General features: G+C 54.4%; 22 protein-coding genes and 1 other RNA gene. 19 read left to right on the forward strand and 4 right to left on the reverse strand.

What is annotated here, in order from left to right; all coding sequences use genetic code 11:
* The first annotated feature begins 9 nt into the window (after positions 1-9).
* The gene (locus tag RGB73_RS11940; RefSeq protein ID WP_310772237.1) at positions 10-729 is read left to right on the forward strand and encodes a methyltransferase domain-containing protein; all 720 of its coding nucleotides are present in this window, start codon (positions 10-12) and stop codon (positions 727-729) included.
* Between the two features lie 14 nt (positions 730-743).
* Here RGB73_RS11940 and RGB73_RS11945 read toward each other — a convergent pair whose 3' ends face one another.
* Positions 744-1,277 (reverse strand): gamma carbonic anhydrase, encoded by a 534-nt coding sequence (locus tag RGB73_RS11945; protein WP_310772239.1) that lies wholly within the window; start codon positions 1,275-1,277, stop codon positions 744-746.
* Positions 1,278-1,290: 13 nt separating this feature from the next.
* Positions 1,291-1,599 (reverse strand): iron-sulfur cluster biosynthesis family protein, encoded by a 309-nt coding sequence (locus RGB73_RS11950; protein ID WP_310772242.1) that lies wholly within the window; start codon positions 1,597-1,599, stop codon positions 1,291-1,293.
* Between the two features lie 137 nt (positions 1,600-1,736).
* Here RGB73_RS11950 and rnpB point away from each other — a divergent pair.
* From rnpB to RGB73_RS11970, 4 genes are all read left to right on the forward strand, one after another.
* An RNA gene (gene rnpB / locus RGB73_RS11955) (RNase P RNA component class B) lies at positions 1,737-2,119 on the forward strand.
* Positions 2,120-2,317: 198 nt separating this feature from the next.
* Positions 2,318-3,520 (forward strand): macrolide family glycosyltransferase, encoded by a 1,203-nt coding sequence (locus tag RGB73_RS11960; protein ID WP_310772244.1) that lies wholly within the window; start codon positions 2,318-2,320, stop codon positions 3,518-3,520.
* 368 nt (positions 3,521-3,888) lie between these two features.
* Positions 3,889-6,225 carry an S-layer homology domain-containing protein gene (locus RGB73_RS11965; RefSeq protein ID WP_310772246.1) on the forward strand — a complete coding sequence of 779 codons (2,337 nt, stop codon included), beginning with the start codon at positions 3,889-3,891 and terminating at the stop codon, positions 6,223-6,225.
* A 159-nt stretch (positions 6,226-6,384) separates the two neighbouring features.
* Entirely contained in the window at positions 6,385-6,957 is a 573-nt protein-coding gene (locus RGB73_RS11970; protein WP_310772249.1) for a DL-endopeptidase inhibitor IseA family protein, read from the forward strand.
* Positions 6,958-6,983: 26 nt separating this feature from the next.
* Here the strand turns inward: RGB73_RS11970 and asnB are convergent, their stop codons facing one another.
* Entirely contained in the window at positions 6,984-8,831 is a 1,848-nt protein-coding gene (gene asnB, locus RGB73_RS11975; protein WP_310772252.1) for an asparagine synthase (glutamine-hydrolyzing), read from the reverse strand.
* 132 nt (positions 8,832-8,963) lie between these two features.
* Here asnB and RGB73_RS11980 point away from each other — a divergent pair, with 132 nt between their 5' ends.
* The 8 genes from RGB73_RS11980 to sigJ all read left to right on the forward strand — a co-directional run bounded on the left by RGB73_RS11980 (position 8,964) and on the right by sigJ (position 17,806).
* Complete coding sequence (locus RGB73_RS11980; protein ID WP_310772255.1) at positions 8,964-10,715, forward strand: LytS/YhcK type 5TM receptor domain-containing protein; 1,752 nt, start codon at positions 8,964-8,966, stop codon at positions 10,713-10,715.
* Positions 10,715-11,452: a LytR/AlgR family response regulator transcription factor gene (locus RGB73_RS11985; RefSeq protein WP_310772257.1), complete on the forward strand. Its 738-nt coding sequence runs from the start codon at positions 10,715-10,717 to the stop codon at positions 11,450-11,452. Before RGB73_RS11980 ends, RGB73_RS11985 begins: the two co-directional genes overlap by 1 nt.
* Before the next feature lie 177 nt (positions 11,453-11,629).
* Complete coding sequence (locus tag RGB73_RS11990; RefSeq protein WP_310772259.1) at positions 11,630-11,977, forward strand: DUF485 domain-containing protein; 348 nt, start codon at positions 11,630-11,632, stop codon at positions 11,975-11,977.
* On the forward strand, positions 11,974-13,500 hold the full coding sequence (locus RGB73_RS11995) for a solute symporter family protein (protein WP_310772262.1): 1,527 nt from the start codon (positions 11,974-11,976) through the stop codon (positions 13,498-13,500). Before RGB73_RS11990 ends, RGB73_RS11995 begins: the two co-directional genes overlap by 4 nt.
* Before the next feature lie 85 nt (positions 13,501-13,585).
* A complete protein-coding gene (locus RGB73_RS12000; protein WP_310772263.1) occupies positions 13,586-15,148 on the forward strand; it encodes a solute symporter family protein in 1,563 nt (520 codons plus the stop codon).
* A 47-nt stretch (positions 15,149-15,195) separates the two neighbouring features.
* Positions 15,196-15,507: a hypothetical protein gene (locus tag RGB73_RS12005; RefSeq protein WP_310772266.1), complete on the forward strand. Its 312-nt coding sequence runs from the start codon at positions 15,196-15,198 to the stop codon at positions 15,505-15,507.
* Between the two features lie 196 nt (positions 15,508-15,703).
* Positions 15,704-16,891 (forward strand): NAD(P)/FAD-dependent oxidoreductase, encoded by a 1,188-nt coding sequence (locus tag RGB73_RS12010; protein ID WP_310772269.1) that lies wholly within the window; start codon positions 15,704-15,706, stop codon positions 16,889-16,891.
* Positions 16,892-16,948: 57 nt separating this feature from the next.
* The gene (gene sigJ, locus RGB73_RS12015; protein ID WP_310772272.1) at positions 16,949-17,806 is read left to right on the forward strand and encodes an RNA polymerase sigma factor SigJ; all 858 of its coding nucleotides are present in this window, start codon (positions 16,949-16,951) and stop codon (positions 17,804-17,806) included.
* A gap of 172 nt (positions 17,807-17,978) precedes the next feature.
* Here the strand turns inward: sigJ and RGB73_RS12020 are convergent, their stop codons facing one another.
* Positions 17,979-18,524, reverse strand: coding sequence for a TetR/AcrR family transcriptional regulator (locus RGB73_RS12020; protein WP_310772274.1), 546 nt, complete (start codon positions 18,522-18,524; stop codon positions 17,979-17,981).
* A gap of 419 nt (positions 18,525-18,943) precedes the next feature.
* Here RGB73_RS12020 and RGB73_RS12025 point away from each other — a divergent pair, with 419 nt between their 5' ends.
* From RGB73_RS12025 to RGB73_RS12050, 6 genes are all read left to right on the forward strand, one after another.
* Positions 18,944-19,714, forward strand: coding sequence for a carboxymuconolactone decarboxylase family protein (locus RGB73_RS12025; RefSeq protein ID WP_310772277.1), 771 nt, complete (start codon positions 18,944-18,946; stop codon positions 19,712-19,714).
* A gap of 149 nt (positions 19,715-19,863) precedes the next feature.
* The gene (locus tag RGB73_RS12030) at positions 19,864-20,262 is read left to right on the forward strand and encodes a cupin domain-containing protein (protein WP_310772280.1); all 399 of its coding nucleotides are present in this window, start codon (positions 19,864-19,866) and stop codon (positions 20,260-20,262) included.
* Between the two features lie 151 nt (positions 20,263-20,413).
* A complete protein-coding gene (locus tag RGB73_RS12035) occupies positions 20,414-20,791 on the forward strand; it encodes a VOC family protein (RefSeq protein ID WP_310774254.1) in 378 nt (125 codons plus the stop codon).
* A gap of 487 nt (positions 20,792-21,278) precedes the next feature.
* A complete protein-coding gene (locus tag RGB73_RS12040) occupies positions 21,279-22,328 on the forward strand; it encodes an ABC transporter substrate-binding protein (protein WP_310772283.1) in 1,050 nt (349 codons plus the stop codon).
* Between the two features lie 28 nt (positions 22,329-22,356).
* Positions 22,357-24,057, forward strand: a complete 1,701-nt coding sequence (locus RGB73_RS12045) for an ABC transporter permease (protein WP_310772286.1) — start codon at positions 22,357-22,359, stop codon at positions 24,055-24,057.
* Positions 24,058-25,149 (forward strand): ABC transporter ATP-binding protein, encoded by a 1,092-nt coding sequence (locus RGB73_RS12050; RefSeq protein ID WP_310772288.1) that lies wholly within the window; start codon positions 24,058-24,060, stop codon positions 25,147-25,149.
* Positions 25,150-25,238 lie beyond the last annotated feature (89 nt).

Consider the following 25,238-nt stretch of genomic DNA (forward strand, 5'->3'; position numbering starts at 1 on the left):
AGCTGAGATATGATGAGCAGGCAGGATGTGTATGAACAAGTAGGAGTAGCCATGACATGCCGGTCGCTGCAGGAGTATGTCGACATGTTTCAATTGAGTGGGGACTGGATGTCTCAAGGCCCCATTCTCGACGTGGCGGCAGGTGCATCTTCGTTCGTTGCCCAGGTACGGAAAGCTGGAGGAGATGCGGTAGCTGTCGATCCGCTTTACCTGGGGCAAGCAGAGGAGCTGTATGCCCGCGGGAAGCGGGAAATCGCAAATTCCACGGAAAAGCTGCGGAACATTGCGCATACTTACGACTGGGGCTACTACGGATCGTTGGAGCAGCATCGGCTTAACCGGGAGCAGGCGTTGGAAGAGTTTATCCAGACCTACGCGAACGATGGTACGAAGCAAATTTTCGTCCCAGGCGGGCTGCCGCGTCTGCCATTTGCTGACGATCGGTTTTCCCAGGTGTTTTGCAGTCATTTCCTGTTTTTGTACCATCAGCAGTTTGATGAGGAGTTTCACCGTCAAGCGATCGCTGAACTGGTTCGCATTTGCCGACCGGGCGGTGAGGTGAGGCTGTATCCGCTGGTGGGACTGGACCGAAAACAATATGTACACCTTGCTGAATTGATCAGCGATCTGAGACAGGACGGTCACGAGGTCGCATTGGTGCCGACTACCTTCCGATTCCTGGAGGGAGCTACCCGATTTTTGCAAATATGTAAAAAAGCCGCTCGCTAGCGGCTTTTTTTTGCTTATTCTCTCTCCAGCGGTGTCTGCTCCAACTGGCGGTAGATCTTGCCTTTATCGACGTACGATTGACGGATGCGGACGAATTCCTTGTAATCGGCTTCAGTCAATTCGCGCTTGACCTTGGCTGGGTTGCCGACAACCAGCGTGCGAGGAGGCACCTTCATTCCGGGAGGCACGAGCGCGCCGGCGGCGACCATGGCATCCTCTCCGATCTCGGCTTTATCCATGATGATGGAGCCCATTCCGATCAAGGCCCCGCGTCTGACGATGCAGCTGTGCAGTACGGCATTGTGTCCGACCGTCACCTCATCCTCCAAAATCAAAGGGTTGTTCGGGCTTTGGTGCAGCGTGCTGTTGTCCTGCACGCTGACACGGCGGCCGATGACAGTGGGGGCGATGTCTCCACGAATGACCGTGTTGTACCAGATCGACGAGTCTTCGCCGATTTCCACGTCTCCGGAGACGACGACACCTTTCGCGAGGAATACGGATGGATGAATGCGCGGCTTGACATTTTCAAAAGAGAGCAGTAGCATGATTTCCTCCTAGTCAATGGATGTGTGGACAATCGCTTTGGACGGAGCGGGGATGCTCAATGGAAAAGCGGCCTGTCACCGCATCGCAGTCGATGACGGTGCCAAACAGCTGCCCCGCGTCCTCCTCCTGGTAAAGAAAGCGAATTCCGTTGATTTCCAGTACGCGATCGCGCCTTCCGGCTTCCGTAATCGCGATGCTGTATGTGTAGCTCCCACAGCCCGTAGTCGTAGGGACGAGCTTGATCCCGAGCTTGTCTGCATCAGGCTCTTCCGCGATCAACAGGGCGAGGCGTGCAGCTGCGTGCGGGGTAATGGTAATCACGGTCAACCCTCCTTGTAACCCCTTTATTGTACTACTGTTTGGGGGAATGAACAATTTGGCAGGGTTGCCAGCACACTTCGGTTGACCGAAGAGATGCCATGTGATAAAGTATATCTTGCTGATCAAAGATTAGCAGGAAATGTGGGTAGTCGCTGCCGCGGTCTTTTGTGATCGGCGGTAGAGGAAAGTCCAGGCTCGCCCAGGCTGAGATGCCTGGAGTGTTCGTACCTGGTGCAAACCAGGGCAGCGAGGCACGCCTCGCTGACGGCGTGGAAAGGGCTCTCTCTGAGGCCCGAGTACGCTGAAAGTGCCACAGAAACGTAGCTTTTCTGGCGACAGAAAAGATGGAACGCGGTAAACCCTGCGAGCGAGAAACCCAAATTTGGTAGGGGAACCGTCCCAAGGGAACTGAACGGAGGGACGGATGGCGTCATTTGGCGCCATAGATAGATGGCTACCGCTCTTGGTGCGAGGGGCAACCCGCTTGCAGCACGGGAGAAACAGAACCTGGCTTATAGCATTTCCTGCTGGAACGAAACGTAAAACCGCCTGAGTCATTCAGGCGGTTTTTTGGCGTTTAGCGGCCCAGTGGGTGGTGTCAAAAGAAGAAGAGTATGGAATAGACAGCTTCGGGCATGATTTTGTATCATGCTCTCAACGGGATTGGTGGACTGCCCACCATACATAGCAGAACGTTAACTTTTGAAAGGGGATGCCTATGGCACGAGTTTTGTTTATCAACGGAGGTTCAGAAGGACATATCAATCCAACGATCGGCGTCATCCGAGAACTGATTCGTCGTGGCGAAGAAGTCGTTTACTTTGCAGCGGAACCATTTCGTGATCGCGTCGAGAAAGCGGGCGCAAAGGTCATTACTTTCGATATCGGCAAATTTATTGAGGCGTTCCTTGCCGGCGGAAGAAATCCATGGGGGCGAGTGAATGGGCTTTTGCGCACGGCCGACATCATCATTCCACGTGTCCTGGACCAAATAAAAGAGGAGCGTTTTGATTACCTCATTCATGACTCGATGTTCGGATGTGGCCGATTGCTCGCGCAAATGCTTGATCTGCCCGCGGTCAGCTCGTGCACGAGCTTTGCCATGCAGCAAGATAGCTTTGACCGTATGCAAGATAGCCTCTCGAACCATTTTCCGGAAGACGTGATTGTACGTGCGAAAGAGGAGTATCATGATTTGCTTGGCAGCGTACAAGAAAAATACAAGGTGAAAGTGGAATCCGCCTACGAGGTTTTCTGCAATCCCGCTCCACTGACCATCGTCTACACGTCGAAACTCTTCCAGCCCGAGGAAGAGCGGTTCGATGCGACGTACAAGTTTGTCGGTCCATCCATCGCGCCGCGCACAGACGATCCATTTGATTTTACCGGGGTAGACACGGAACATCTGATCTACATATCACTGGGCACTGTTCTCAATCAGGCGGTGGATTTTTACAAGCTCTGTTTTGAAGCCTTTGCGGAAACGAAATACACTGTGATTCTATCCGTTGGCAGCAAAACCCAGATTTCTGACCTGGGGAACATTCCTGCGAATTTTGTCGTTCGCAGCTACGTACCGCAACTCGACGTGCTGCAACATGCCAAACTGTTTGTCACACACGGCGGCATGAACAGCACGAATGAAGGTCTTTACTTCGGGGTTCCGCTGATTGTGCTTCCGCAAAGCGCCGACCAGCCTTATTTGGCTCGGCGCGTGTCTGAAATCGGTGCCGGTCTCCACCTGAATTACGAAGGCTTGACCGCAGGAGAACTGCGAGAGGCGGCGGAACGCGTATGCAAGGATGCGTCCATGCGAAACAAATGTGTTGAAATTGGCGATTCATTCCGGTCTGCGGGCGGGTATGAGCGAGCCGTCGAAGAGATCTTCACGTATAAACGAGGCCTTGGCATTGCTCCTTAATACCCAAAAAAGAATGTTCTCTGCACGGTTGGCAAAAAGTGGTACAATGTGAACAAGTAGTCGGCACCGATCGATGAAAAGCCGACTGAACCGCAGCGGCTTTTCCAGGCTCTTATCAAGTCTGAGTCGGCCGCTGTTTCTTTTTATTTGATCATCTGGTTATTTGATCATCTGGGACTCATAATTCGAAGGTAGTAGGGCCATTCAAAAAATTGGAAGGAGGGAGGCGTGCAACATTTCTCCTCTTGTCCACGTCAAATAGAGCACTTGCCCAGGTATAACAGACGGCGGTCGTGATCGCCACTGAGATGAGGCAAGACCAGAGAGAAAAAGAAACGGGTTACTTCAATTTGCATGGAGGGATTTTTTTGAAGAACATCAAGTCACGTTCCACGAACGATTTGAAAAAACTGTTGGCCACAGCCGTTTTGGCGGGAGTATTGGCTGTCCCTGGCGCGGGAATGGCCGCTTCATCGCTTCCGTTATCGGATATCAGCCAAAATGCGAATAAAGATGCGATTTTGAAATTGAACTACGCCGGGGTGCTGAAAGGCTACACGGATGGCACTTTCAAACCGGACAAGGAAGTCACTCGTGCGGAATTCGCCAAGATCGCGGTTCTCGCCATGGGCTACACCGATGAGCAGGCAAACCTTTTGAAAGGCACGACGGTATTCAAGGACTTGCCTGCGAGCCATTGGGCTACCGGGTATATCAATCTCGCGGTTTCCCAAGGGATCATCAAAGGCTATCCGGACGGTACGTTCAAGCCGAACAACAACGTGAAGATCGCGGAAGCCTTGACAGTGTACGTCCAGGGGCTGAAGATCAGCGTGAACCCGCCTTCCTCGGGCGAGTGGTACTACCCGTACTTGCTGGCGGCAGACAAAGCGGGAATTTACGAGGCGAAAGAAACGCCGACGATCGCCGCGAAGCGCGACATCGTGGCCAAGTACACCGATCGGTTCATGGAGACGCCTGTCTACGCCAATGGGGCATACTATGACAAGAACGGCAATGCGAACGGAACGGTCAAAAAGCTGCCGGTGGTGAAAGGTACGGTCGCATCTTATGACAAGTCCGCCAAAAAGGTGAAGCTGGTCGGACAAAGCAGCGACATCGCCATCGCGGACAATGCTCAGGTGTACGGAAACATCGTCACGGGAGCGCAAATCGAATACATCGCAAAGAACGGGAAGATTGCGTTCCTGACCGTGTCTACGGCGGACAGCAACATCGTGGAAGGGGTCGTGAAGACCAGCCTGAACTTTACGACAGCCGTGGGCGACGAGAAAAAATTCAAAGCGATCGTAAACGGCAAAGAAGTCGTACTCGAGGTCGAAAATGGAGTCAGCGTCTCCCGTTCCCAAATCGGACAAAAGTTTGTCGCTGTTCTGGATGAAGACGGTAAGGTAGCGTCGATCACGTTCTCGAAAAACACGACTGCCGGCATCGTCGAAAAGGTCTCGTCGGTAAGCGGCTCCAGCGCGAAAAAGGAAATCAAGGTCGGCGGAACGACCTACACGCTGGCCAGCTCTGCTACCGTCAAAGAAAAATCCCACCCCCAAGCGAAAGAGGCGAGCAGCAGCTTTTCCAGCATCGAAAAAGGCGATCTGGTCGAGTTGACCTTGGACGTCGACGGAAAAGTGACAGCAGTGACCATTACCAAGCTGAGCACGACGGGAACCATCCGCGTCGATGCCAATGACAACACGATCACGCTGGACGGCGTAGAATACGACGTGCTGGAGGATACCGAGCTTTACGTTGATGAGGATGAAGTGACCGAGCTCGACGACCTGAAGAACGGCCAGATGGCGATCCTCACGTTTGATGAGAACGGCAGCCTGACAAAAGTGGAGCAAGGGGTCGGAGTGGCAGACGGCAAGCTGATTGACGATACGACTGCCTATCAAGTGGGCAGCCCCGCAACGATCAAGGTAGAGGGCAAGACGTACGCCATTTTGCCAACAGCCAAGCTGACCGTCGATGGGGAAAGCGTGTCGCCGAGCTCCATCCGTGCGGATCAATTCAATGACTACCGCATCATCACCTGGAAGTACAACGTCGGCACCAGGGACATCGTCGAACTGACGATGGAAAAACAATCGGTGACCGGATACGTGACCAAAAAATCCGGCGACAAAATCACCGTGAACGGAAAGGTGTACCAGCTGGCATCCGGCGTTACGATCGACAGCGACGCGGCTACCAACGACAAGGAGTACACGCTGACCCTGAACAACGCAGGCAAGGTCAAAGCGGTATCCGGAGCTGCCAAAAAAGTGAGCGGCGTTGTTGATTCCGTGGAAGTGCGCAAGGAGGACGGCAAGCTGGTCTCGGCCGTCGTGGAAGTTGGCGGCAAGAAGTATGATGTCCGTGACGAAGACGCGATCGCGGAAGTCGAACAGTTCGAGTACGCAACGCTCACCCTGGATCGGGAAGGCGAGGTGACGGCTGCATCCGTCCAAGGGAAAAAGGCGCTGCAAGGGGTCAAATTCGTCGGAATCGAGACGAGGGTGAACGGCGATCGCTACGTGTTCTACGGCGACGTATCCACCAGCCTCAAAATGACGAAGGACGCCGAGATCAAGGACGAAGACGGCTCCGATCTTGATGCGGATGATCTCAAAAAGACGGACAAGGTCGACCTGTGGACGGACGCAAACGGCCAAGTCTACGTCATCGTAGTCGTGAACGACTAAAAGAAAGCAGGACTCCCGAAGCTCCCTTCATTTTCGCCGTGAAAATGAAGCGGGGCTTTTCCTTTTCTGGACGTCTATCCATGGTTGGCCCACTTTTTCAAAACGGGTGGCAAACGGGCGTACTAGCATAAGCCCTTTTCCATACGGTTTAGGGAGGGGGTGAATTCCTTGGATGAATGGCGCATGTTCAAACAGTTTATCCATTCCGCCGAACGAGTCTGGACTCAGATTGCGGCTTCGCCGAGAGGGAAGCCAGTCTACACGGTGGGCGGTCTGGATTACACGCCATTGCCGGAAAAGTACAACACCAAGCGCAAAATTTCGCGCATTTTTCGCCGCTACTGGGGAAGACAGCTGAGCGAGACGATGATTCGCAACCTGAATCTTCGTCTGGTCAAAGGAAAGCTCTGCGTGCCGTACAAGGAGATTCCGTCGTTCCCTACCATCGTTCAGTCGCTGCAAGTGAAAGCCAACAGTCCCAACCAGAAAGTCGTATCCGCAGTCTTGATGGGAGGAAGCAAGAAGGTGCGGGTCGAATATCGGTTCATCCGTGCCGGTGCGACAGCTCCTTACACGATCATGAAACGATCCGCAAGGGAAAATGACCCGCGTTATCGGCTGCCGGGGGCTGCAAAAACGAAGGCAAAGGCAAAACCTACAGCCCAGGCAAAACCTAAAGCCAAGCCAAAACAGCAGTCCAATGGAAGGAAGAAGCTCCTCAAAACCCCATGAACATGGGGTCGAGGAGCTTTGCTCGTTTACGACAGGATGGTAACGCGGTATTCGCGGAGCCAGTAATCGAGCTGGCCGAGAAACGCAAATAGCTGAGGGGTGCTCATGAGTTGGCCGAAGAACGGGATACTGGATGCCTGAGCGTCCGATTCAGCGATTCGCCTGATGGTCGGGACGTCGATGAGAGGCAGCAAGGGAGACGCCGGATCGCTCAAAATATCGAGGAGCCAGGCGCGAACCCCCTCGGTGTAAGAGGGATTGTGCGTCTTGGGATAAGGGCTTTTTTTGCGATAGAGGACTTCGTCGGGCAGGATTCCTTCCATCGCTTTTCGCAGGATGCCTTTTTCCCGGTTTCCGTACGTTTTCAGCTCCCATGGGATGTTCCAGACATACTCCACGATGCGATGGTCGCAAAACGGCACACGGGCCTCCAGGCTGGCAGCCATGCTCATCCGGTCTTTGCGATCCAGCAGCGTATTCATGAACCAGGTCAGATTGAGGTAAAACATTTCGCGACGGCGTGCTTCAAAGGGGCTTTCGCCGGGCAGTTGCGGCACTTCGTCAAGGGTTTCTTCGTACCGCATCGCGACGTATTCCTCCGGCTTGACCCAGTCCCTCAGCTCGGGCGAAAGCCAGGATGCCCGCTCTTTCGTGGCCCTGGCCCACGGGAATGTCCGCGCATTCAGCATGTCTTCCCGATGGAACCACGGATAGCCGCCAAACACCTCGTCGGCGCATTCTCCGGAAAGGACGACAGTCGTCTCCTTTTTGATCTCGCGGCAAAACAGGTACAGGGAGGCGTCCACATCGGCCATTCCCGGAAGATCGCGCGCGAGGGTAGCAGTCCGCAGGGCATCGATCAGCTCGTCGGTATCGAACTGGATGTCGTGATGGTGGGTTCCCAGATGCTGCGAGACCAGTCTGACGAACGGAGCGTCCTCATTCGGCTGGAAGGCGCTCGCCTGAAAATGTCTGGCGTTGTCGACGTAATCGATGGAATAGGTGTGCAGGGGGCCGCGGCCTTCCTGTTCGAAGTAGCGGGCGGCCACTGCCGTGATCACGCTGGAGTCCAATCCGCCGGAGAGCAGCGTCGAAACAGGAACGTCGGCCACCAGCTGCCTTTGGATCGAATCCGTCACCAGCTCTTTGACCCGTGCCGCGGTCGTCTCCAGGTCATCTGTATGCGGACGACTCTCGAGCTGCCAGTAACGGCTGATCTTAACCCCGTCGCGCGTGACGGTCAGCGCGCACCCAGGCCGCACTTCGTAGACCTCGTGAAAGACCCCGTGTCCCGGTGTGCGGGCAGGGCTGATGGCGAATACCTCCGCCAACCCTTCGCGGGAGAGCGCCGGTTTCACATCCGGGTGTGCAAGAAGGGATTTCAGCTCTGAGGCGAAGAGGAAAGAGCTGCCCCGCTCTGCGTAAAACAACGGCTTTACCCCCATGCGGTCGCGGGCGAGGAAAAGGCGCTGCCTGCGTTCATCCCAGATGGCAAAGGCGAAGATCCCGTTGAGTCGGCTGGTGCAATCCGCCCCCCATTCGAGGTAGGCATGTAGCAGCACTTCCGTATCCGAATGGGAGCGAAATGTATGGCCTGCCGCAAGCAATTCGGCACGCAAATCTTCCGTATTGTACAGCTCGCCGTTGTAAATCATGGTGCACGCATTTTCGTTCTGGACAGCCGTCATGGGCTGCAGGCCACCGGATGGATCGACGACGACCAGCCGGCGGTGTCCAAACGCCACGCGGGGTGTGACCCAAAAGCCTTCCGCATCGGGTCCCCGCCTTGTCAAACAATTCGTCATCGCTTGCAAAACCGGGCGCTCCTGGGAAAGGTCTTTTTCCCAATCCAACCAACCAACGATTCCACACATGTATGTTCACCCTTTCCCTGAAGCATTGCACACACAGCGTATGCGAGACGCCCAGTTTGATTGCGTGTCCAGCAGGGAAATCGGAAGTGAAGGCTGAAATTATAGAAGATTTCTACGGAGGTGGAGGATGCAGTGGACAATCTCACGTTGCTGCTTATCGAAAGAATGGGGATATTGCTGACGCTGGCCTTTATCCTCACCCGTATTCCGCTGTTCCGCCAGCTTTTGGACAGGGAAATCCATGCGGGGACTTCCATCTCGTATTCCTTGATGTTCGGTTTGTTCGGCATCGCCGGGACGTACGCCGGTGTAGTGGTAAACGAAGACACCTATTCGCCGACATTTTGGATCTTTTCGCTCGCTCCGGGCGAAGTGATCGCCAATTCGACGCTCGTGGGAGTCGTCATCGGCGGACTGCTCGGCGGTCCGCTTGTCGGGCTGGGGGCAGGGATGATTGCCGGAGCCCATGTGTACGGGATGGGCGGGTTCGCCGCGGCCGCGGTCGGCCTTTCGATTCCGCTGACCGGTCTTCTTGCCGGATATGTCGCGCGCTTTTTTTCCCAAGAGAGGGTCATTTCTCCTTCCAAGGCGATGTTCATCGGGATGTTCGCGCCCGTCCTGCAGATGTCGCTCATCCTGATCATAGCGGGGCCGCCGGAGCTCGTTCGCAGTGTCGTCAACCTGATCGGCGTGCCGATGGTCCTGACCAACAGCATCTCGATCGCCATTTTTACGACCATGATCCGCGTCGCCCTGCAGGAACAAGAGCGCTCCGCGGCGATGGAAGCAGAGCGGGCGTTTACCATCGCAGAACGGATCCTGCCCCATTTGCAAAGGGGGCTCACGCCTCAGACCGCCCAGGCGGCGGCACTGCTTTTGCAGCGGGAAGTGAAGGCCGCTGCGGTAGCGGTTACCGATCGCGAGCAGCTGTTGGCCCACGTCGGAGCGGGAGCGGAGCATCATGTGCCCGGACAGGCCATCGAAGGCGAGCTGGACAAGCGAGCATTGTTTAGCGGTGTCATCGAAAAGGGAATGACTCCCGAGGCGCTTGGGTGCAGGCAGAAAAACTGCATCCTGCAGTCGGCGATTTTGGTGCCGATCCGGGAGGGCGGCAGCGTCGTCGGACTGATCAAGCTGTACTTCCGCCGTCCGCAGCAGATCGGCAAAGTGCAGGAAGCGCTGGCAAAGGGTCTTAGCAACCTGATATCCAACCAGCTCACCCTGACCTTGACGGAAAAGATGAAAGGCCTCATGAAGGATGCGGAGCTGCGGATGCTGCAAGCGCAGATTCATCCTCATTTCCTGTTCAACACGCTGAATTCCATCGTCACCCTGATCCGTATCGACCCGCACCTGGCCCGCCACATGACAGTCCAGCTCGGAAACTTCATGCGTCTGTCGCTCAAGCTGACATCCACGCCGGTCGTTTCCGTACGGCAGGAGCTGGACCATTTGTTCGCCTACCTGGAAATTATCCAAATCCGGTTTTCGGAGCAATTGAAAGTGCGCTGCGAGATCGGCGATGGCGTCGAGGAGGCGCTCATCCCCCCCGGTACGCTGCAGCCGCTTGTGGAGAACAGTATTCAACACGGTCTCAGACATCGGCCGACGGGGGGAGAGATCGTCCTGACCGTGAGGCGGGAGCGGGAGCATGTCCTGTTCAGCCTGGAGGACAACGGCTGCGGTGTCTCCCCGGAACTGCTGGAAATCTTGGGGCGCATTCCGACGGGAAGCCGGGAGGGGAACGGCATCGGAGTCCACAATGTCAATCAGCGTCTGGTGAGTCTGTGCGGGCCGGATGCGCAGCTCATTTTTTCCAACAAGGCTGAAGGCGGCTGCCTGATCACCTTTTCCATCCCACTTGCAAAAGAGGAGAGTGCTTGATGACCATTCGCATAATGATTGCGGAAGATGAACGACTCGCTCGGGAAGAGCTCATTTATTTGCTCCAGCAGGAAGGAGATGTCGAGCTGATCGCCACAGCCACGAACGGACGTGAATTGATGGAGCTGGTGGAGCAAAACGAACCCGACGTGGTATTTCTCGACGTGAAAATGCCTGAGCTGGAAGGCACGCAGGCTGCACGGATGCTCGCTGCGCGCAGGCACCAGCCGCTCATCGTCTTCTGCACCGCGTACGAGGAATACGCGGTGGACGCCTTCAAACTGTATGCGGTCGATTATTTGCTCAAGCCATTTGAGCCGAAAAGGCTGCAGGAGACGCTGCAGCGTGTGCGGGAGAGGCTGGCGAAGACGAAGGGGGAGCAGACCCAGACCGCGCCGGCAAAGCGCTCCAAGCTGCTGGTGGAGGAGAACCACCGGCTCGTCGTAATCGATCCGGCAACGATCGTGTACGCGGTGCGGGAAGAGCGGTTCGTGCAAATCCATACGCAGACAGAGGCGTACACGACCCGGATGACGCTCGCACAGCTCGAGGAAAAGCTGCAGGCGTACGACTTTTTTCGGACGCACAAAAGCTATCTGGTGAATCTGCAGTACATCAGCGAGCTTACCCCTTGGTTCAATGGAGCCTACAACCTGGTGTTGAAAGGCGATCCGAGCATCCGTATCCCCGTCTCCCGGACGGCGGCGAAAGACCTCTTGCGGAAACTGGAAGAGTGACCTTCCGGCGTGGGCTGATTTGGGCCGAACCATCCGACTTTTCAGACAAATGGCGGTGTAAAAGCTGCCGTTGGCGCGCGATCCCCGACATGTTGCGCAGAAATCCGCCATGGAAGCGCCATATTTTCTACAATATAGGAAGCGCTTACAATTTTGTTTGGAAGAGGGGAGATTCCAATGGGCAATTCGGTTTCAGCACAGAAGAGCGGGGACCAGGGCAAGTCCCGGAACTACGCGGCGATTATCCAGTCTGAGTCTTTTCAAGAATTGTTGAGACGGAAGAAAGCATTCATCTTGCCATCATCCATCTTTTTCTTCGTCTTCTACTTCTCGCTCCCGATCTTGACCTCCTACTTCACGATCCTAAACACCAAGGCCTTTGGAGCCATCTCGTGGGCATGGGTGTTCGGGTTTGCGCAATTCATCATGACCTGGGGCCTCTGCATCCTGTACACCAAGCGCGCGAAGGAGTTCGATGTGCTGGTTGAGAAGATCAAGCAGGAAAATGGAGGGAAAAAATCATGAACGTGACCGCATTTTTGCTCTTCCTCGCGATCGTCGTACTGACGCTGGTCATCACGTACTACGCGTCGAAGAAAACCAATACGACCAGCGAATTTTACACGGCTGGCGGCGGTTTGACAGGGTGGCAAAACGGGCTTGCGATTGCGGGCGATTACATGTCGGCTGCCTCTTTTCTGGGCATCGCTGGCATGATCGCGCTAAACGGTTTCGACGGGTTCTTCTACAGCATCGGTTTCCTGGTGGCGTATCTGGTGGTGCTCTACCTGGTCGCGGAGCCGCTGCGCAACCTCGGGAAGTACACGATGGCAGATATGATCGCGGCGCGGTTCAACAACAAGAAGATCCGCGGGGTGGCAGCCCTGAACTCGATCGCGATCTCCATCTTTTACATGATCGCCCAGCTGGTAGGGGCGGGTGCGCTGATCAAGCTGCTGCTCGGCCTCGACTATACGACCTCCGTCCTGATCGTCGGTGCCTTGATGACCGTTTACGTGGTGTTTGGAGGCATGACGGCGACATCGTGGGTGCAGATCGTAAAAGCGGTGCTGCTGATGGTCGGTACGTTCGTCATCTCCGTGATGGTCTTCGCCAAATTCGATTTCAACTTGATGAAAATGTTCGAACACTTGCAGACGGCGACACCGTTGGGCGAAAAGTTCCTGAATCCCGGAAACAAGTTCAAGATCGGCCTGGACACGATCTCTCTCAATCTGGCACTGGTGCTTGGAACAGCAGGCCTGCCGCACATCCTCATTCGCTTCTTCACCGTAAAGGATGCGACGACAGCTCGCAAATCGGTGGTGTACGCCACCTGGATCATCGGGATCTTCTACGTCATGACCGTGTTCCTCGGATTCGGGGCGGCTGCTTTCGTAGGCGCAGCGAACATGGACCCGGCAGGGAATATGGGTGCGCCGCTGCTCGCGCAATCCATCGGCGGAAACTTCCTGTTCGCATTCATCTCGGCAGTGGCGTTCGCCACCATTCTCGCGGTCGTGGCGGGCTTGGTGCTCACGGCGGCCTCCGCGTTTGCCCATGACTTTTACGGACATGTGCTCAAGGGCGGCAAGGCGTCGGAGAAAAAGCAAATGCAGATGGCAAAATGGGCCTCTGTCGGAGTATCGATCATTTCCATCCTGCTCGCACTGTTTGCCCAAAAGCTGAATGTGGCGTTCCTCGTGTCGTTGGCCTTCGCGGTTGCGGCGAGCGCGAACCTGCCCGTCATCCTGTTCACCATCTTCTGGCGACGTTTCAACACGGCAGGGGCCATCACAGGAATGCTGGTCGGGCTGTTCAGCGCCCTGATTCTGGTTGCTTTGAGCCCGAACGTCTGGAATCCGGAAGCAGGAAAAGCGATCCTGGTGGGAGAAGCGCTCTTCCCGCTGCCAAACCCGGGGATCGTTTCCATCCCGCTCGGCTTCCTGGCTGCCTGGGTCGGCACCTTGCTGTCCAGTCAGCGCAACGATGACAAATACGACGAAATTTTGGTCAAGGCCAATACAGGAATGCAAGAGCCTGCATAGAAAAAAGAAAGCTAGGAAGCTCGTGCCAAGAGGCTGGGGTCATCCCCGGCTTCTTTTCTTTCTGGGACGTTCACTTGGGGAGGTGATGCTGATGACAACCATCATCTTTTTTCTGGCCGTGATCATTGGGACCATGGCCATTACCTATTCAGCCGCGAAGCAAACGGGTACGACGCGAGAATTTTACGCGGCGGGGAATCGGCTGACCGGTCTCCAAAACGGCATCGCCATCGCGGGGGACTATATGAGCGCCGCTTCTTTTCTCGGGATCGCAGGGACGATCGCGCTATACGGGTTTGACGGGTTTGTGTATGCGATTGGATTTTTTGTCTCTTACTTGATTATTTTGTTCATCATCGCGGAGCCTCTTCACAATCTGGGGCGGTACACCCTCGCCGATGCCATCGCCGTCCGGTTCGGCAGCTTGTGGCTGCGCGGTGTCGTCGCTTTTACCACGCTGTCGATCACGATCTTTTACATGCTGGCCCAGCTCGTTGGAGCGGGAGCGCTGATTCATTACCTGCTAGGGGTGGATTACAGCAAGGCAGTTCTCGTCGTCGGGAGCTTGATGACGTTTTACGTGGTGTTCGGAGGGATGGTGGCCACCTCCTGGGTGCAAATCATTAAGGCCATTTTGCTGTTGACCGGAACGCTGATTCTCAGCCTGATCGTTTTTTCCCGCTTTCACTGGAATCCTTCCGCGATGTTTGAGCATGTAAGCATGATTACTCCGCTCAAAGAGCAATTTTTGCAGCCCGGCAATCATTTGAACGAGCCGCTGGAGACGATTTCCTTGCATTTGGCGCTCATTTTGGGCACGGCGGGCCTGCCGCACATCATCTCCCGCTTGTTTACGGTCAAAGATGCCGTCACGACACGCTATTCCATCTACACAGCCACCTGGGTCATCGGCGCCTTTTACCTGATGACGATTTTCCTCGGGTTTGGAGCCAGCGCGTTCGTAGGCTATGAGGCGCTTCAGCGGGTCGGCTTCGGGGGCAACCTGACGGTGACGCTTCTCGCCAACGAGCTCGGCGGAGAGTTTCTGATGGCATACATCGCCGCGGTCGCCTTTGCGACGATACTCGCTGTGGTCACCGGTCTTGTGCTTTCTGCTTCGTCCGCCTTTGCTCATGACGTGTACAGCCATCTGATCCGGAAGGGCATGGCTTCGGAAAGGGAGCAGGTCCGCGTCGCCAAGTTTTCCTCGGTTGCGGTCGGCCTCATTTCGATCTGGCTGGCGATTGGCGCGGAAAAAATGAATGTCGCCATCCTGGTCGGGTTGACCTTTGCCGTGGCAGCTTCTTCCAACTTGCCCCTGCTCCTGTGCACGTTGTACTGGCGCAGGTTTACAGTCGAGGGCGCTATCGCCGGAGTGCTGACAGGCTTGATCTCGTCTGTCGTGCTAGTAGTGACCGGACCGGCTGTCATGGATCCGGAGCATGGTCTGATTCTGCACACCCCCATTTTTCCGCTGACCAATCCCGGATTGGTTTCCATTCCTCTCGGTTTTTTAGGTGCGTGGATCGGTACGATCTGCAGCAGGCCTCGCCCCGACGCGGACGCTCAGTACGAGCGTGTGATCTTTCAAGCGCTTACAGGCATTCGCCCCGGGATGGCCTCTAAAATGGAGAAAGATAGTGCATAAAGAGGATGGTCTGGTCCCACCCTACTGAGGGAAGGAGGAGGGACGTCATGTACAGCGATCATGGGAAGGATTCTGTATCCACTTCAGAGACGGATGTGTACGAGCGTGCGGAAACCGCATTGATCGATTTGATCAAGGAGCTGTGCGAAGCGCTGGGTGAAAACGGGACGGAAAAATACAAACGGCAAGGGTACGAAATGATCGGCCATTATTTTCGCGAACCGGTCAATACCGGCGTGTTGACATTGACCTTTGCCACTGTGCTCCAGGATATTTTGCACAAGCTGGAGCTTACCCAGAAAGGCGGGGACGTCTCCATGGTGCGAGATGAATACAGTGTGATGAAACGAGAAGAGTAAAACGGCCCTGTGCGGTCGTTTTTTTTTTGTGAAGATGCCCGGCAGCCTGCTAGCAGCAGCGAAGCGATTCTGTCGCCTTTTTCTGGTGCGACAGTAATGCTTTGGATCAAAAAGTTTTACATTCGTTCGTGTCCGATGTCACAGATCGGAGCCTTGCGTTGTTCTATGTGCAAAACGTAAAGGAGCTGAGGGAAGGATGAACGAATTGACATGCGTCATCATCGGAGGCGGCCATGCAGGGCTTCATGCGTTCAAAGCGATAAAAGATAAGACTCGGGGTATGGCAAACGGAAGGCGGATTCGGTTTGTTCTGTTCGACAAGCAGCCTGGTCATGTGCGCAAAGTGCTGTTGTTCCGTCCGGCTGTCAGCGGGGAAGAGATCGTGGTTCCCTGGACGCGTTGGTCTTCAGAAGGAATCGAATTCGTGCAAGGTGCGGTGACTTCTATCGATAGCGCGGAAAAACAGATTCGATATACGGATGGGGAAGGAAATGAAGCCAGAGCTCATTATGACCTTTTAGTTGTGGCGGTCGGCAGCATCGTTCGGCGGCCGGATCCCGCTCAGGGCGGTATCGCCTTGACCGACCCCCAAGCCGCGGCGGATATCCGGGAGCGCTGGCTCGCCAACCTGCAAAAGGCTGCACGAGAAACGAGTCCTGAAGAACGCAAGCGCTTGTTGACCGGTGTGGTTGCGGGAGCGGGCATCAGCGGAATCGAGACGTCCGCCGAACTGGCGCTCGCGATGCGGGAGGAAGCCTCCGCGCTCGGGCTGAATCCATCTGATATCTCCGTCTATTTGCTGAATGCGCAGGAGCGGCTGTTTCCGGAAGCTCCGGAGAAAGTGAGTCGGAAGCTGGAAATAACGCTCAAAGAATGTGGAGTGACAGTGCTGCACAATCGCAAGGCGATGCGGGAGGATGCAGGCGCGGTGACGCTCACCAATAGCGAAAGTCTGGCGGTTGGCCTTTGTGTATGGACGATTGGACTGATACCGAACCCGGCCCTGCGCAGCATGGGCTTGCCTCTTACTCCTGAAGGCCAGGTGCTGGTGGATGAATGCTATCGCGTCCAGGGGGCGCCGGGCGTATACAGCATCGGGGACTGCGCGAGAATCGTCGATCCGAGGACCGGCAAGGCGGATCTGATGAGGTGTGGAGATGGTGTACTTCAGGCGGATCGGCTGGGGAAAATTGTGATGGCCGATCTGGAGGGCCGCCCCGCACCGGTTCACAAATCGGTACCGCTGGATTTTTTCTGCATCGGCCTGGGTGAAAATCGCGGATTGGTGTGGGGACGCAAATGGGGGCTTACGATGATGATAACGGGAAAGCCCGCCTGGAAATTCAGGAATCTGGCGTGGGATGCAGGAAGCATGCTACGATAGCGAAAAGAGACCAGGAATGGCCATGTTTTTAACAACCGGGAAAAGGTGAGACGGCGAATGGAGGAATTGTACGCTCAATATAAAGCGCTGCTGTTCACGCTGGCTTATCAGCTGACAGGATCTGCGGCAGACGCGGAGGATGCGGTGCAGGACGTGTTTATGAAGGCATGCGACGTACATCCTGAACGTTTGGAGGAGCCAAAAGCGTATTTGTGCAAAATGGTAACCAATCACTGCCTCAATCAGCAGAAGTCGGCCCGGAAGAGGCGGGAAATGTACGTCGGTCCATGGCTCCCTGAACCGATTCCGACGCCTGAATCGGATACGCTCGAGACGACAGTCGTCCGTCACGATCTGCTGTCTTACGCCATGCTCGTTCTGTTGGAAAGGCTATCGCCGACAGAGCGGGCGGTTTTCGTCCTGCGTGAGGCGCTGGGTTTCGATTATTCCGAAATCGCCGAACTGCTCGGCAAGCAAGAGGCAAATTGCCGCAAGCTGATGAGCCGCGCAAAAAGCAAGATGGGAATATCCGAGGAGGAGCCAGTCGCTGCCGAAGCGGTCGAAATGGAATGGGTCAGCCGGTTCCTCACATCCCTCGAGCAAGGGAATGTCGATGATGTGATGTCTTTGTTGACTGAGGATGTCGTGTTCGTGGCCGACGGTGGCGGAAAAGCAGTTGCATTCAAACATCCGGTACAAACACGCGATCACGTGGCCCGAGTCCTGCTCGACGGGTTCAAAGCGACCATTTACCAGGGAAGATTTCGCTTTGAAATTGCCCCATTGAACGGCGAGGCCGGTATCCTCATCCGTTCGGGGGACGAAACCGTGGCCGCCTTATGTGTACAGCTTCGACGCGGCAAGCTTTGCCGAATGTACGCCGTACGAAACCCGGAAAAGCTTGCCCGGATATAGGGAATCGACTCAGGCTGACGGGTTCACCGTCAGCCTGTTGACGTACCGGGCAGGATCGTGCAAAGAGGGCACGATTGCCGCACCAGATGATAAAAGCTGCCCGCAGAGACAAAAAGAGAGGGCGGCGGGATGCCGCCAACTTGAATCCTAGGGGACAGACAAAGATCTTTCCTTACAGATTTCTGTCTAACAACCTCCCCGTTTGTTCTGCCATCAACCGAGATGGAACAGGCATGCCATTCAAGATCCACCATTCTACCGCCCCTACGACAGCAGCCCCAAAAAATTGGAGAAGAACATCCTCACGTATTCCTTGATTTTTCCCATTGGTTACATCCACTTCCACTTTATACTCTTGGACGACTAACTCAAGAAACCGACTACGAAAAGTAGCGGCACTTTTCGTGGTTAACATGGTGGAGAAAAATAAAAAGTTTTTCTCAAAGTAGTCGAACCACACGTAATTACCTTCTTGAAAAGTGAGATCAGATGCCGAGCGGCAAAGTTCCCGGAGTTTGTTCATGTGTTCTTCGATGATCTTGTCCAGCAGATCAAATTTATCCATGTAGTGAAGGTAGACGGTTGCCCGGTTCACATTTGCCCTGTCGGCAATTTCCTGAATGGTAATGTCATCCAGATTTTTTTCGGACATGAGTTCAAGTAACGCTTTTTTAATCGCTTCCTGAGATTTGAGAATTCTTCTGTCCACTTTCGCCATCGTTCCGTCACCAAACTTTCCATGAGATCATCTACAAAATGAATGGATTTGTTGAATAATCAACAATTCGCGCTGTATTAACGATTGTATGGCTCTTGTATCTGTACTAAATTATAGACAAATGACGATTAAGCAATCAATGTCATTTATTTATAGGGTGTGAAATGATATACCCTTTGACCATCAGCCTGCTAAAGCTTTGAAGCAAGAAGCTGTCCGACAGGAGACAGGGAAGCTTACACCATATCCAGGCTTGATTGCGAATTGATCCACGATCGGTGGGAAGATATAGCAAGCACCTGGAAAATCGACATGTTTCACCCGTGCGAACAGTAGGTTGGAGCGCCGCTGTACAGTCGCAATTGCTGTCATTCTTGGGCAGACTCATTAAACACCCGCAACCAAAAAGGGAGGTATGTATGAATCGAGTTGAGCGGAGCAAAGAAACGTACAAACAACTATTTGGTGATGGCGTACCTTCCGCGTATGCGACCGACCCTGATTTTCAGGATATCCTGAGCCGCTTTATTTTCGGGGAAGTTTTCTACCAAGGTCAGCTGCATCATATGGAGCGTGAGCTGATCACTTTGGTCGTGCTCACCGCCAATCAGTCATGGCCCCAGCTAAAAGCGCACGTGAACGCTGCACTGAACGTTGGGCTGACACCGGTAGAGATCAAAGAGGCCCTTTACCAATGCGCACCATACCTTGGATTCCCCACAACGTTGAACGCCATCGCCGTGGCAAATGAGGTTTTCGAAGCGAGGAATATAGCGCTGCCCATTGAAAGTCAAAAGCAGGTTGAAGAAGAAAATCGTCATGAGAAGGGACTTGCCGTACAGGTTGAAATTTTTGGCGATGTCATCGCCAACAATCGGGCGTCTGCTCCCTCTAATCAAAAGCATATCCAGGACTATCTTTCCGCTTTCTGCTTTGGCGATTTTTACACCCGTAGTGGTCTTGCTTTAAAAATGCGCGAGCTGCTCACGCTGTGTATGGTGAGTTCGTTGGGAGGTTGTGAAAGCCAAGTGAAAGCTCATGTACAGGGCAATCTCCATGTGGGAAATACCAAGGAAACCATGATCGCTGCCATCACGCACTGTCTTCCCTACATCGGTTTTCCCAGAGCGCTGAACGCAATGGCTTGCATCAATGAAATCATTCCCGAAAAGCAAGAAGGGATGTTTTGAATTGGTCTATTCTGCAAGATAAAGTGGTCGTGTGATTACGGGGACTTCTTGAGGCATTGGAGAAGCGACCGCTATAGAGCCTGCAGCCAAGGGGGATGATTATTCGTCCACCCATTCAAGTCGGCTACTCATCATGAAGGAGGATATAAATGAAAAACGAACATTTGTGCAAGAGCACGATCTTCCCATTGGGCCAAAAAGTAGAACAATATTTTGTGGGCGATGCTTACTTGCAGATGGTGTTTACGGATCCGAAGCCGCTGAATACAGCGATCGGGAATGTAACCTTTGCTCCTGGAGCTCGCAATAACTGGCACTCTCATCAGGCTGGGCAGGTCTTGTTGGTTACCGGCGGCGAGGGATGGTATCAAGAAGAAGGACAACCGGCTCAATTACTAAAAACAGGCGATGTGGTAAATATCCCGGCTCATGTAAAGCATTGGCATGGAGCAACGAAGGACAGTTGGTTTGTTCATCTAGCACTTACACCGGGGCAAACAGACTGGCTAGAACCCGTAACCGATGAAGAATATCGCAATCTTACGTAAAGGAAGGGAAAACATAGAGAAGGCAGCCGTGATGCGGCTGCCCTTTTTTTGTTTGAAAATCGGTTTCTATCTCTCGAATGGTTCAAACTACAAGGATGGGAGGGTAACTGGGGAAGATGACAAGAGACGAAGGAGGAAAAACCAGGATGAAATCATTGTGACCAGTTTATTCGTACAAGATCAAGACAAGGCACTGGAGTTTTACTCAGAAAAGCTGGGGTTTGTAAAAAAAGAAGACGTCCCCGTCGGAGAATATAGGTGGATTACACTTGTCTCTCCCGATGATCAGGAGGGTACCGAGCTTTTGCTCGAACCCAATAACCATCCTGCCGCAAAGGAGTATCAACAAAAGATATTTGCCGAGGGGATCCCAGCAACCATGTTTGGCGTTGCGGATATTCGAAACGAGTACCATCGATTACTGGAAAAAGGAGTAAAGTTTACGATGGAACCGACAAAAATGGGCGACGTCACAATTGCGGTCTTCGACGATACATGCGGCAACCTTATTCAGATCGTGCAGAAGTAGCTTCATGATGCAAGAGGGTTGGCGGATACCGGCTTCCTTGACCATTTCTTCCAGAAAGGCGTCCTCATAGCCTTGTTCAGACAAGTACAACTGGCTACCTCCGTCCGCATACGGAAGTAGCTTTTTTTGCTTATACGGAGGCTTGAAAAGTTTGTTTTTAAAATATTGACAAATATCAGAAAACAATTTATTCTTTTCACTAAGGTAAGCGCTTAACCTGATTTTTATGCTTATCTTTCTGAAATATTTTGCTAGATCTTTTTATATTCTCTGCGAAATAAGGTAAGCGTTTTCGTTTTTGGGCCCATGACAGAGGAGATCCCCAAAAATCCGCTGTAACAAAAAACGTATCCGAAATTGCGGGTGCTGGAAATCTGGCGGGAACCTGCGCAATCGGCGAAGGGAGGAAAATCTGCAAGTCTATGGCTGCGATGTTTCACCGGGCATTCGCAAAGACAACAAGAGAAAAGAGAAGGAGCGTGGATTCATGCGACGCAAAATCAAGACATGGGTTGGCATGCTGCTGGCATGCTTGCTGCTCACGGCGGGGTGCGGGTCCTCGAACGCCGGGCAGGCCGGGAAACCATCGAACAGGCTGACCGTTTACACGGCTTTTCCGGAACAGGAAGTGATCCCGTACATCGAAGCTTTCCGCAAAGAAACAGGCATCGACGTCAAATTCGTTCGTTTGTCCGCAGGGGAGACACTTGTCAGGCTCCAGGCGGAAAAAAATGCGCCGCAGGCCAGCGTCTGGTACGGCGGACCGTCTGATACGTTCCATGCGGCTGCACAGGAAGGCCTGCTGGAAAAGTATCAGCCGAAGGAAGCCGCGCAGCTCCCCAAACGTTTTACCGACCCACAGGGGTACTGGTCGCCCGTGTACGTAGGCGCGCTCGGTTTTGCAGTAAATGAGGAATGGCTGAAGAAAAAAGGTCTATCGGCACCGGAAAGCTGGGACGATCTGCTGAAGCCGGAGTATGCCGATAACGTGGTCATGGCGCACCCAGGTGCCTCGGGGACTGCCTATACCGTGCTGGCCACCCTGGTGCAGATGATGGGTGAGGAGAAGGCATTCGCGTACTTGAAAAAGCTTGACGCCCACATGCGCCAGTACACGAAATCCGGAAGTGCCCCGGCGAAACAAGCAGGGCTGGGCGAAACCGGCGTCGGCATTTCCTTCGCCCATGACATCCTCGCACCGAAAAGCGAAGGCTATCCGCTTCTGCTCACGTTCCCCAAAGAAGGAACCGGGTATGAAATCGGCGCGGTGGCGCTGATCAAAAACGGTCCCGCGGATGAATTGGAAAATGCCAAGAAGTTCATCGATTGGACTGCGGGTCTCGAATCGCAAAATTTGTACGCCAAAACGAAAACGTTCCGTCTGCCTGTCCGCCCCGACGCGGAAGTTCCGGAGGGGGCGGTCACCTTCGACAAGATCAAGCTGGCCGATTACGACGCAGTCTGGGCCGGAGAACACCGGAAGGAGCTGGTGAAAAAGTTCGAGACCGAAGTCAGGGGGCAGTCGGGAGTCAAATAAAAGTCTGCCTTGGAAGGAGCTGATGCGTATGGCAAGTGACATGACGGTCTCCACGAAGCCAAAGCGGGAAAGAGGCGGTTTCATCCGGGTAAAAATGCTGGCGCGGGAGCCGTTCTTGCTCGGACTGATTGTTCTGGTCTTCTTGTCGCTGTTCCTGTTTGCCGTCCTGCCGATCTACCAGGTGATCAAAGTAACGGTCGTCGGTGATGCGGGAGCCGATCTTTCCAAAATCGGAGAAGTCCTGCAGGGTCATTTTCTTCATGTGATGTGGAACAGCATTCAATTGGGGCTCCTGTCCGCGGTGCTGTCCACGGTAGTTGGATTCGTGTTTGCCTTCGCCATTGCACGGACGGACATCAGGGGCAAGCGTCTGTTTCACTTGATTGCCCTCTTGCCGATCATCTCGCCGCCGTTCGTTCTGGCCTTGTCGACGATTTTGCTGTTCGGGCGCAACGGAATCATCACCCACGGCCTGCTCGGGCTGGAAGATGCGGACGTGTATGGGCTTGGCAGTCTAGTTTTTATCCAGACAATGGCGTTCTTTCCCCTTGCGTACCTGAACCTGCGGGGAGTCCTCGAATCGATCAATCCGTCGGTGGAAGATGCCTCGCTCAATCTGGGAGCAAGCCGGTGGCAAGTCTTCCGCACGGTCACCCTCCCGTTGGCGGTTCCGGGCATTTTTAGCTCGCTCCTGATCGTGTTCATCAAGTCGATTGAAGACTTCGGCAATCCGATGGTACTGGCGGGAGACTATTCGACGCTGGCCGTCCAGGCGTATTTGGAGATCACCGGGATGTACGATCTGCGATCGGGATCGTTCATGGCTGTTGCCATCCTGCTGCCTTCTATCACCGCCTTCTTGATCCAAAAGCACTGGCTCAGCAAAAAATCGTACGTCACCGTGACGGGAAAGCCGACCCAATCGTCCGTCCGCATGGGTGAAAAGCGCATGGTGTACCCGCTCTTTGCCTTTTGCGCATTGGTCACGTCTGTCGTCCTGCTGTTTTACGGGACGGTGGCTGCCGGGGCATTCATCAAGCTGTGGGGGATCAACTTCACCTTTACCCTGGAGCATTTTTCCTACATCTTCACGCTCGGATTCGATTCCATCCTCAATTCCACCCTGCTGGCGGCAGCGTCCACGCCGCTCACGGCCATTTTGGGAATGGCGATCGCCTGGCTGGTGGTGAGGGAATCGTTCATCGGGAAAAAGGTGATGGAGCTGTCCTCGATCCTGACGTTTGCCGTTCCCGGCACGGTGGTCGGAATCGGCTACGTGCTCGCGTTCAACAAGCCGCCATTGCTTTTGACGGGAACGGCGCTGATTCTCATTGCCGCCTTTACATTCCGCAACATGTCGGTGGGGATTGAAGCCGGGACCAACAGCCTGAGGCAGATCGATGCATCGATCGAGGAGGCGTCGAAGAATTTGGGGGCGAGCAGCTTTGTCACCTTCTGGCGCATTTCGCTGCCGCTGATGAGGTCCGCGCTGTTCTCCGGACTCGTCTACTCGTTCGTACGCTCGATGACGTCCATCAGCGCGGTCATTTTCCTCGTTTCCGCGAACTGGAATTTGCTGACCGTCTCGATTCTTTCTCAGGTTGAAGCGAGCAGGCTCGGGGCCGCTTCGGCGTACTGCGTTCTCTTGATCGCAATGATCTTGTTCGCGATTGGCCTGCTGCAATTTCTCGTTAACCAACTCCAGCCAAAGAACAGGAGGAGAGCATGAATGGCTGTGCCGCACAGGGAACTGGTCCGTTCGTCATCCGTCACGCTGAAGAACGTGGCGAAGACATTTACAACACCTGCCGGGGAAATGGCGTTTGCCGTGAAGGATGTCAATCTCGCAGTCGAGCCTGGCCAGCTGGTGACCTTGCTCGGCCCCTCGGGCTGCGGGAAAACGACGACGCTGCGCATGCTCGCCGGGTTCGAAACGCCGTCGTCCGGGGACATTTTCATCGGTCCGCAAAAGGTCACCACAGTACCGCCGAACAAGCGGGATGTGGGAATGGTGTTCCAAAGCTACGCGTTGTTTCCCCATCTCAGCGTCTACGACAACATCGCCTACGGGCTGGCGATCAAAAAGGTGCCCAAAGAGCAGCTGGCCTCTCGGGTGAAAAAGGTCCTGCAGCTCATGCATTTGGATGAGCTGCAGGACCGGTTCCCCGCGCAGCTTTCCGGCGGGCAACAGCAGCGAGTAGCCTTGGCCCGCTCGGTTGTAACCGAACCGCGTGTGCTGCTGTTTGATGAGCCGCTGTCCAATCTGGACGCCAAACTGCGGGAGTACATGCGAGACGAGCTGAGGAAGCTGCAGCAAAGCCTGGGAATCACCAGTCTGTACGTGACCCATGACCAGTCGGAAGCGCTGGCGATCTCCGACATGGTCGTCATTATGAACAAAGGAAGCGTGCAGCAGATCGGCACGCCCCGCGACATTTATTTGCAGCCCCAAAACCGCTTTGTCGCCGATTTTATGGGTAAAGCCAACTTTCTTTCCGCCAAAGTGAAGGAATGGCGGGGAACGGAGGCGGCAATCGAGTGGGCAGGAGGGGTGATCCGGGTGGAAACGAAGCGGCGGATGAGCGAGGGCCAACAAGTCGACTGCGTTGTTCGCCCTGAATTTTGGACCCTCGATCCGTCCGGAGAGTTTGAAGGGCGAGTCCTCCGCACGACATACCTCGGCACCCATGTGGAATACGAAATCTCCATCGGAAGCGATATCGTCACGATGTACGACTACCAGCACCACGTGAACGGAGTCAGCCCGCAAGGAGAAAGGGTACGGCTAAGGCTGCGGTGTGAGTACATCACGCTGATTTGATCCCTGTTCGGTTGCAAACGCACGGGGAAACGCGGCCTTTTGAGAAAGCGGTTAACCTCATGATCAACAGAAAATGGATCGCCCATGTA

It is taken from the genome of Brevibacillus brevis, assembly GCF_031583145.1.
In the GTDB taxonomy this organism is placed as follows: domain Bacteria; phylum Bacillota; class Bacilli; order Brevibacillales; family Brevibacillaceae; genus Brevibacillus; species Brevibacillus brevis_E.

Excerpts from the sequence above, each read along its gene's own strand:
- RGB73_RS11940 (WP_310772237.1), top strand. The coding sequence starts at position 10 with ATGATGAGCAGGCAGGATGTGTATGAACAAGTAGGAGTAGCCATGACA.
- RGB73_RS11945 (WP_310772239.1), bottom strand. The coding sequence starts at position 1,277 with ATGCTACTGCTCTCTTTTGAAAATGTCAAGCCGCGCATTCATCCATCC.
- RGB73_RS11960 (WP_310772244.1), top strand. The coding sequence starts at position 2,318 with ATGGCACGAGTTTTGTTTATCAACGGAGGTTCAGAAGGACATATCAAT.
- asnB (WP_310772252.1), bottom strand. The coding sequence starts at position 8,831 with ATGTGTGGAATCGTTGGTTGGTTGGATTGGGAAAAAGACCTTTCCCAG.
- RGB73_RS11985 (WP_310772257.1), top strand. The coding sequence starts at position 10,715 with ATGACCATTCGCATAATGATTGCGGAAGATGAACGACTCGCTCGGGAA.
- RGB73_RS11990 (WP_310772259.1), top strand. The coding sequence starts at position 11,630 with ATGGGCAATTCGGTTTCAGCACAGAAGAGCGGGGACCAGGGCAAGTCC.
- RGB73_RS11995 (WP_310772262.1), top strand. The coding sequence starts at position 11,974 with ATGAACGTGACCGCATTTTTGCTCTTCCTCGCGATCGTCGTACTGACG.
- RGB73_RS12000 (WP_310772263.1), top strand. The coding sequence starts at position 13,586 with ATGCTGATGACAACCATCATCTTTTTTCTGGCCGTGATCATTGGGACC.
- RGB73_RS12005 (WP_310772266.1), top strand. The coding sequence starts at position 15,196 with ATGTACAGCGATCATGGGAAGGATTCTGTATCCACTTCAGAGACGGAT.
- RGB73_RS12010 (WP_310772269.1), top strand. The coding sequence starts at position 15,704 with ATGAACGAATTGACATGCGTCATCATCGGAGGCGGCCATGCAGGGCTT.
- sigJ (WP_310772272.1), top strand. The coding sequence starts at position 16,949 with ATGGAGGAATTGTACGCTCAATATAAAGCGCTGCTGTTCACGCTGGCT.
- RGB73_RS12020 (WP_310772274.1), bottom strand. The coding sequence starts at position 18,524 with ATGGCGAAAGTGGACAGAAGAATTCTCAAATCTCAGGAAGCGATTAAA.
- RGB73_RS12025 (WP_310772277.1), top strand. The coding sequence starts at position 18,944 with ATGAATCGAGTTGAGCGGAGCAAAGAAACGTACAAACAACTATTTGGT.
- RGB73_RS12030 (WP_310772280.1), top strand. The coding sequence starts at position 19,864 with ATGAAAAACGAACATTTGTGCAAGAGCACGATCTTCCCATTGGGCCAA.
- RGB73_RS12040 (WP_310772283.1), top strand. The coding sequence starts at position 21,279 with ATGCGACGCAAAATCAAGACATGGGTTGGCATGCTGCTGGCATGCTTG.
- RGB73_RS12045 (WP_310772286.1), top strand. The coding sequence starts at position 22,357 with ATGGCAAGTGACATGACGGTCTCCACGAAGCCAAAGCGGGAAAGAGGC.
- RGB73_RS12050 (WP_310772288.1), top strand. The coding sequence starts at position 24,058 with ATGGCTGTGCCGCACAGGGAACTGGTCCGTTCGTCATCCGTCACGCTG.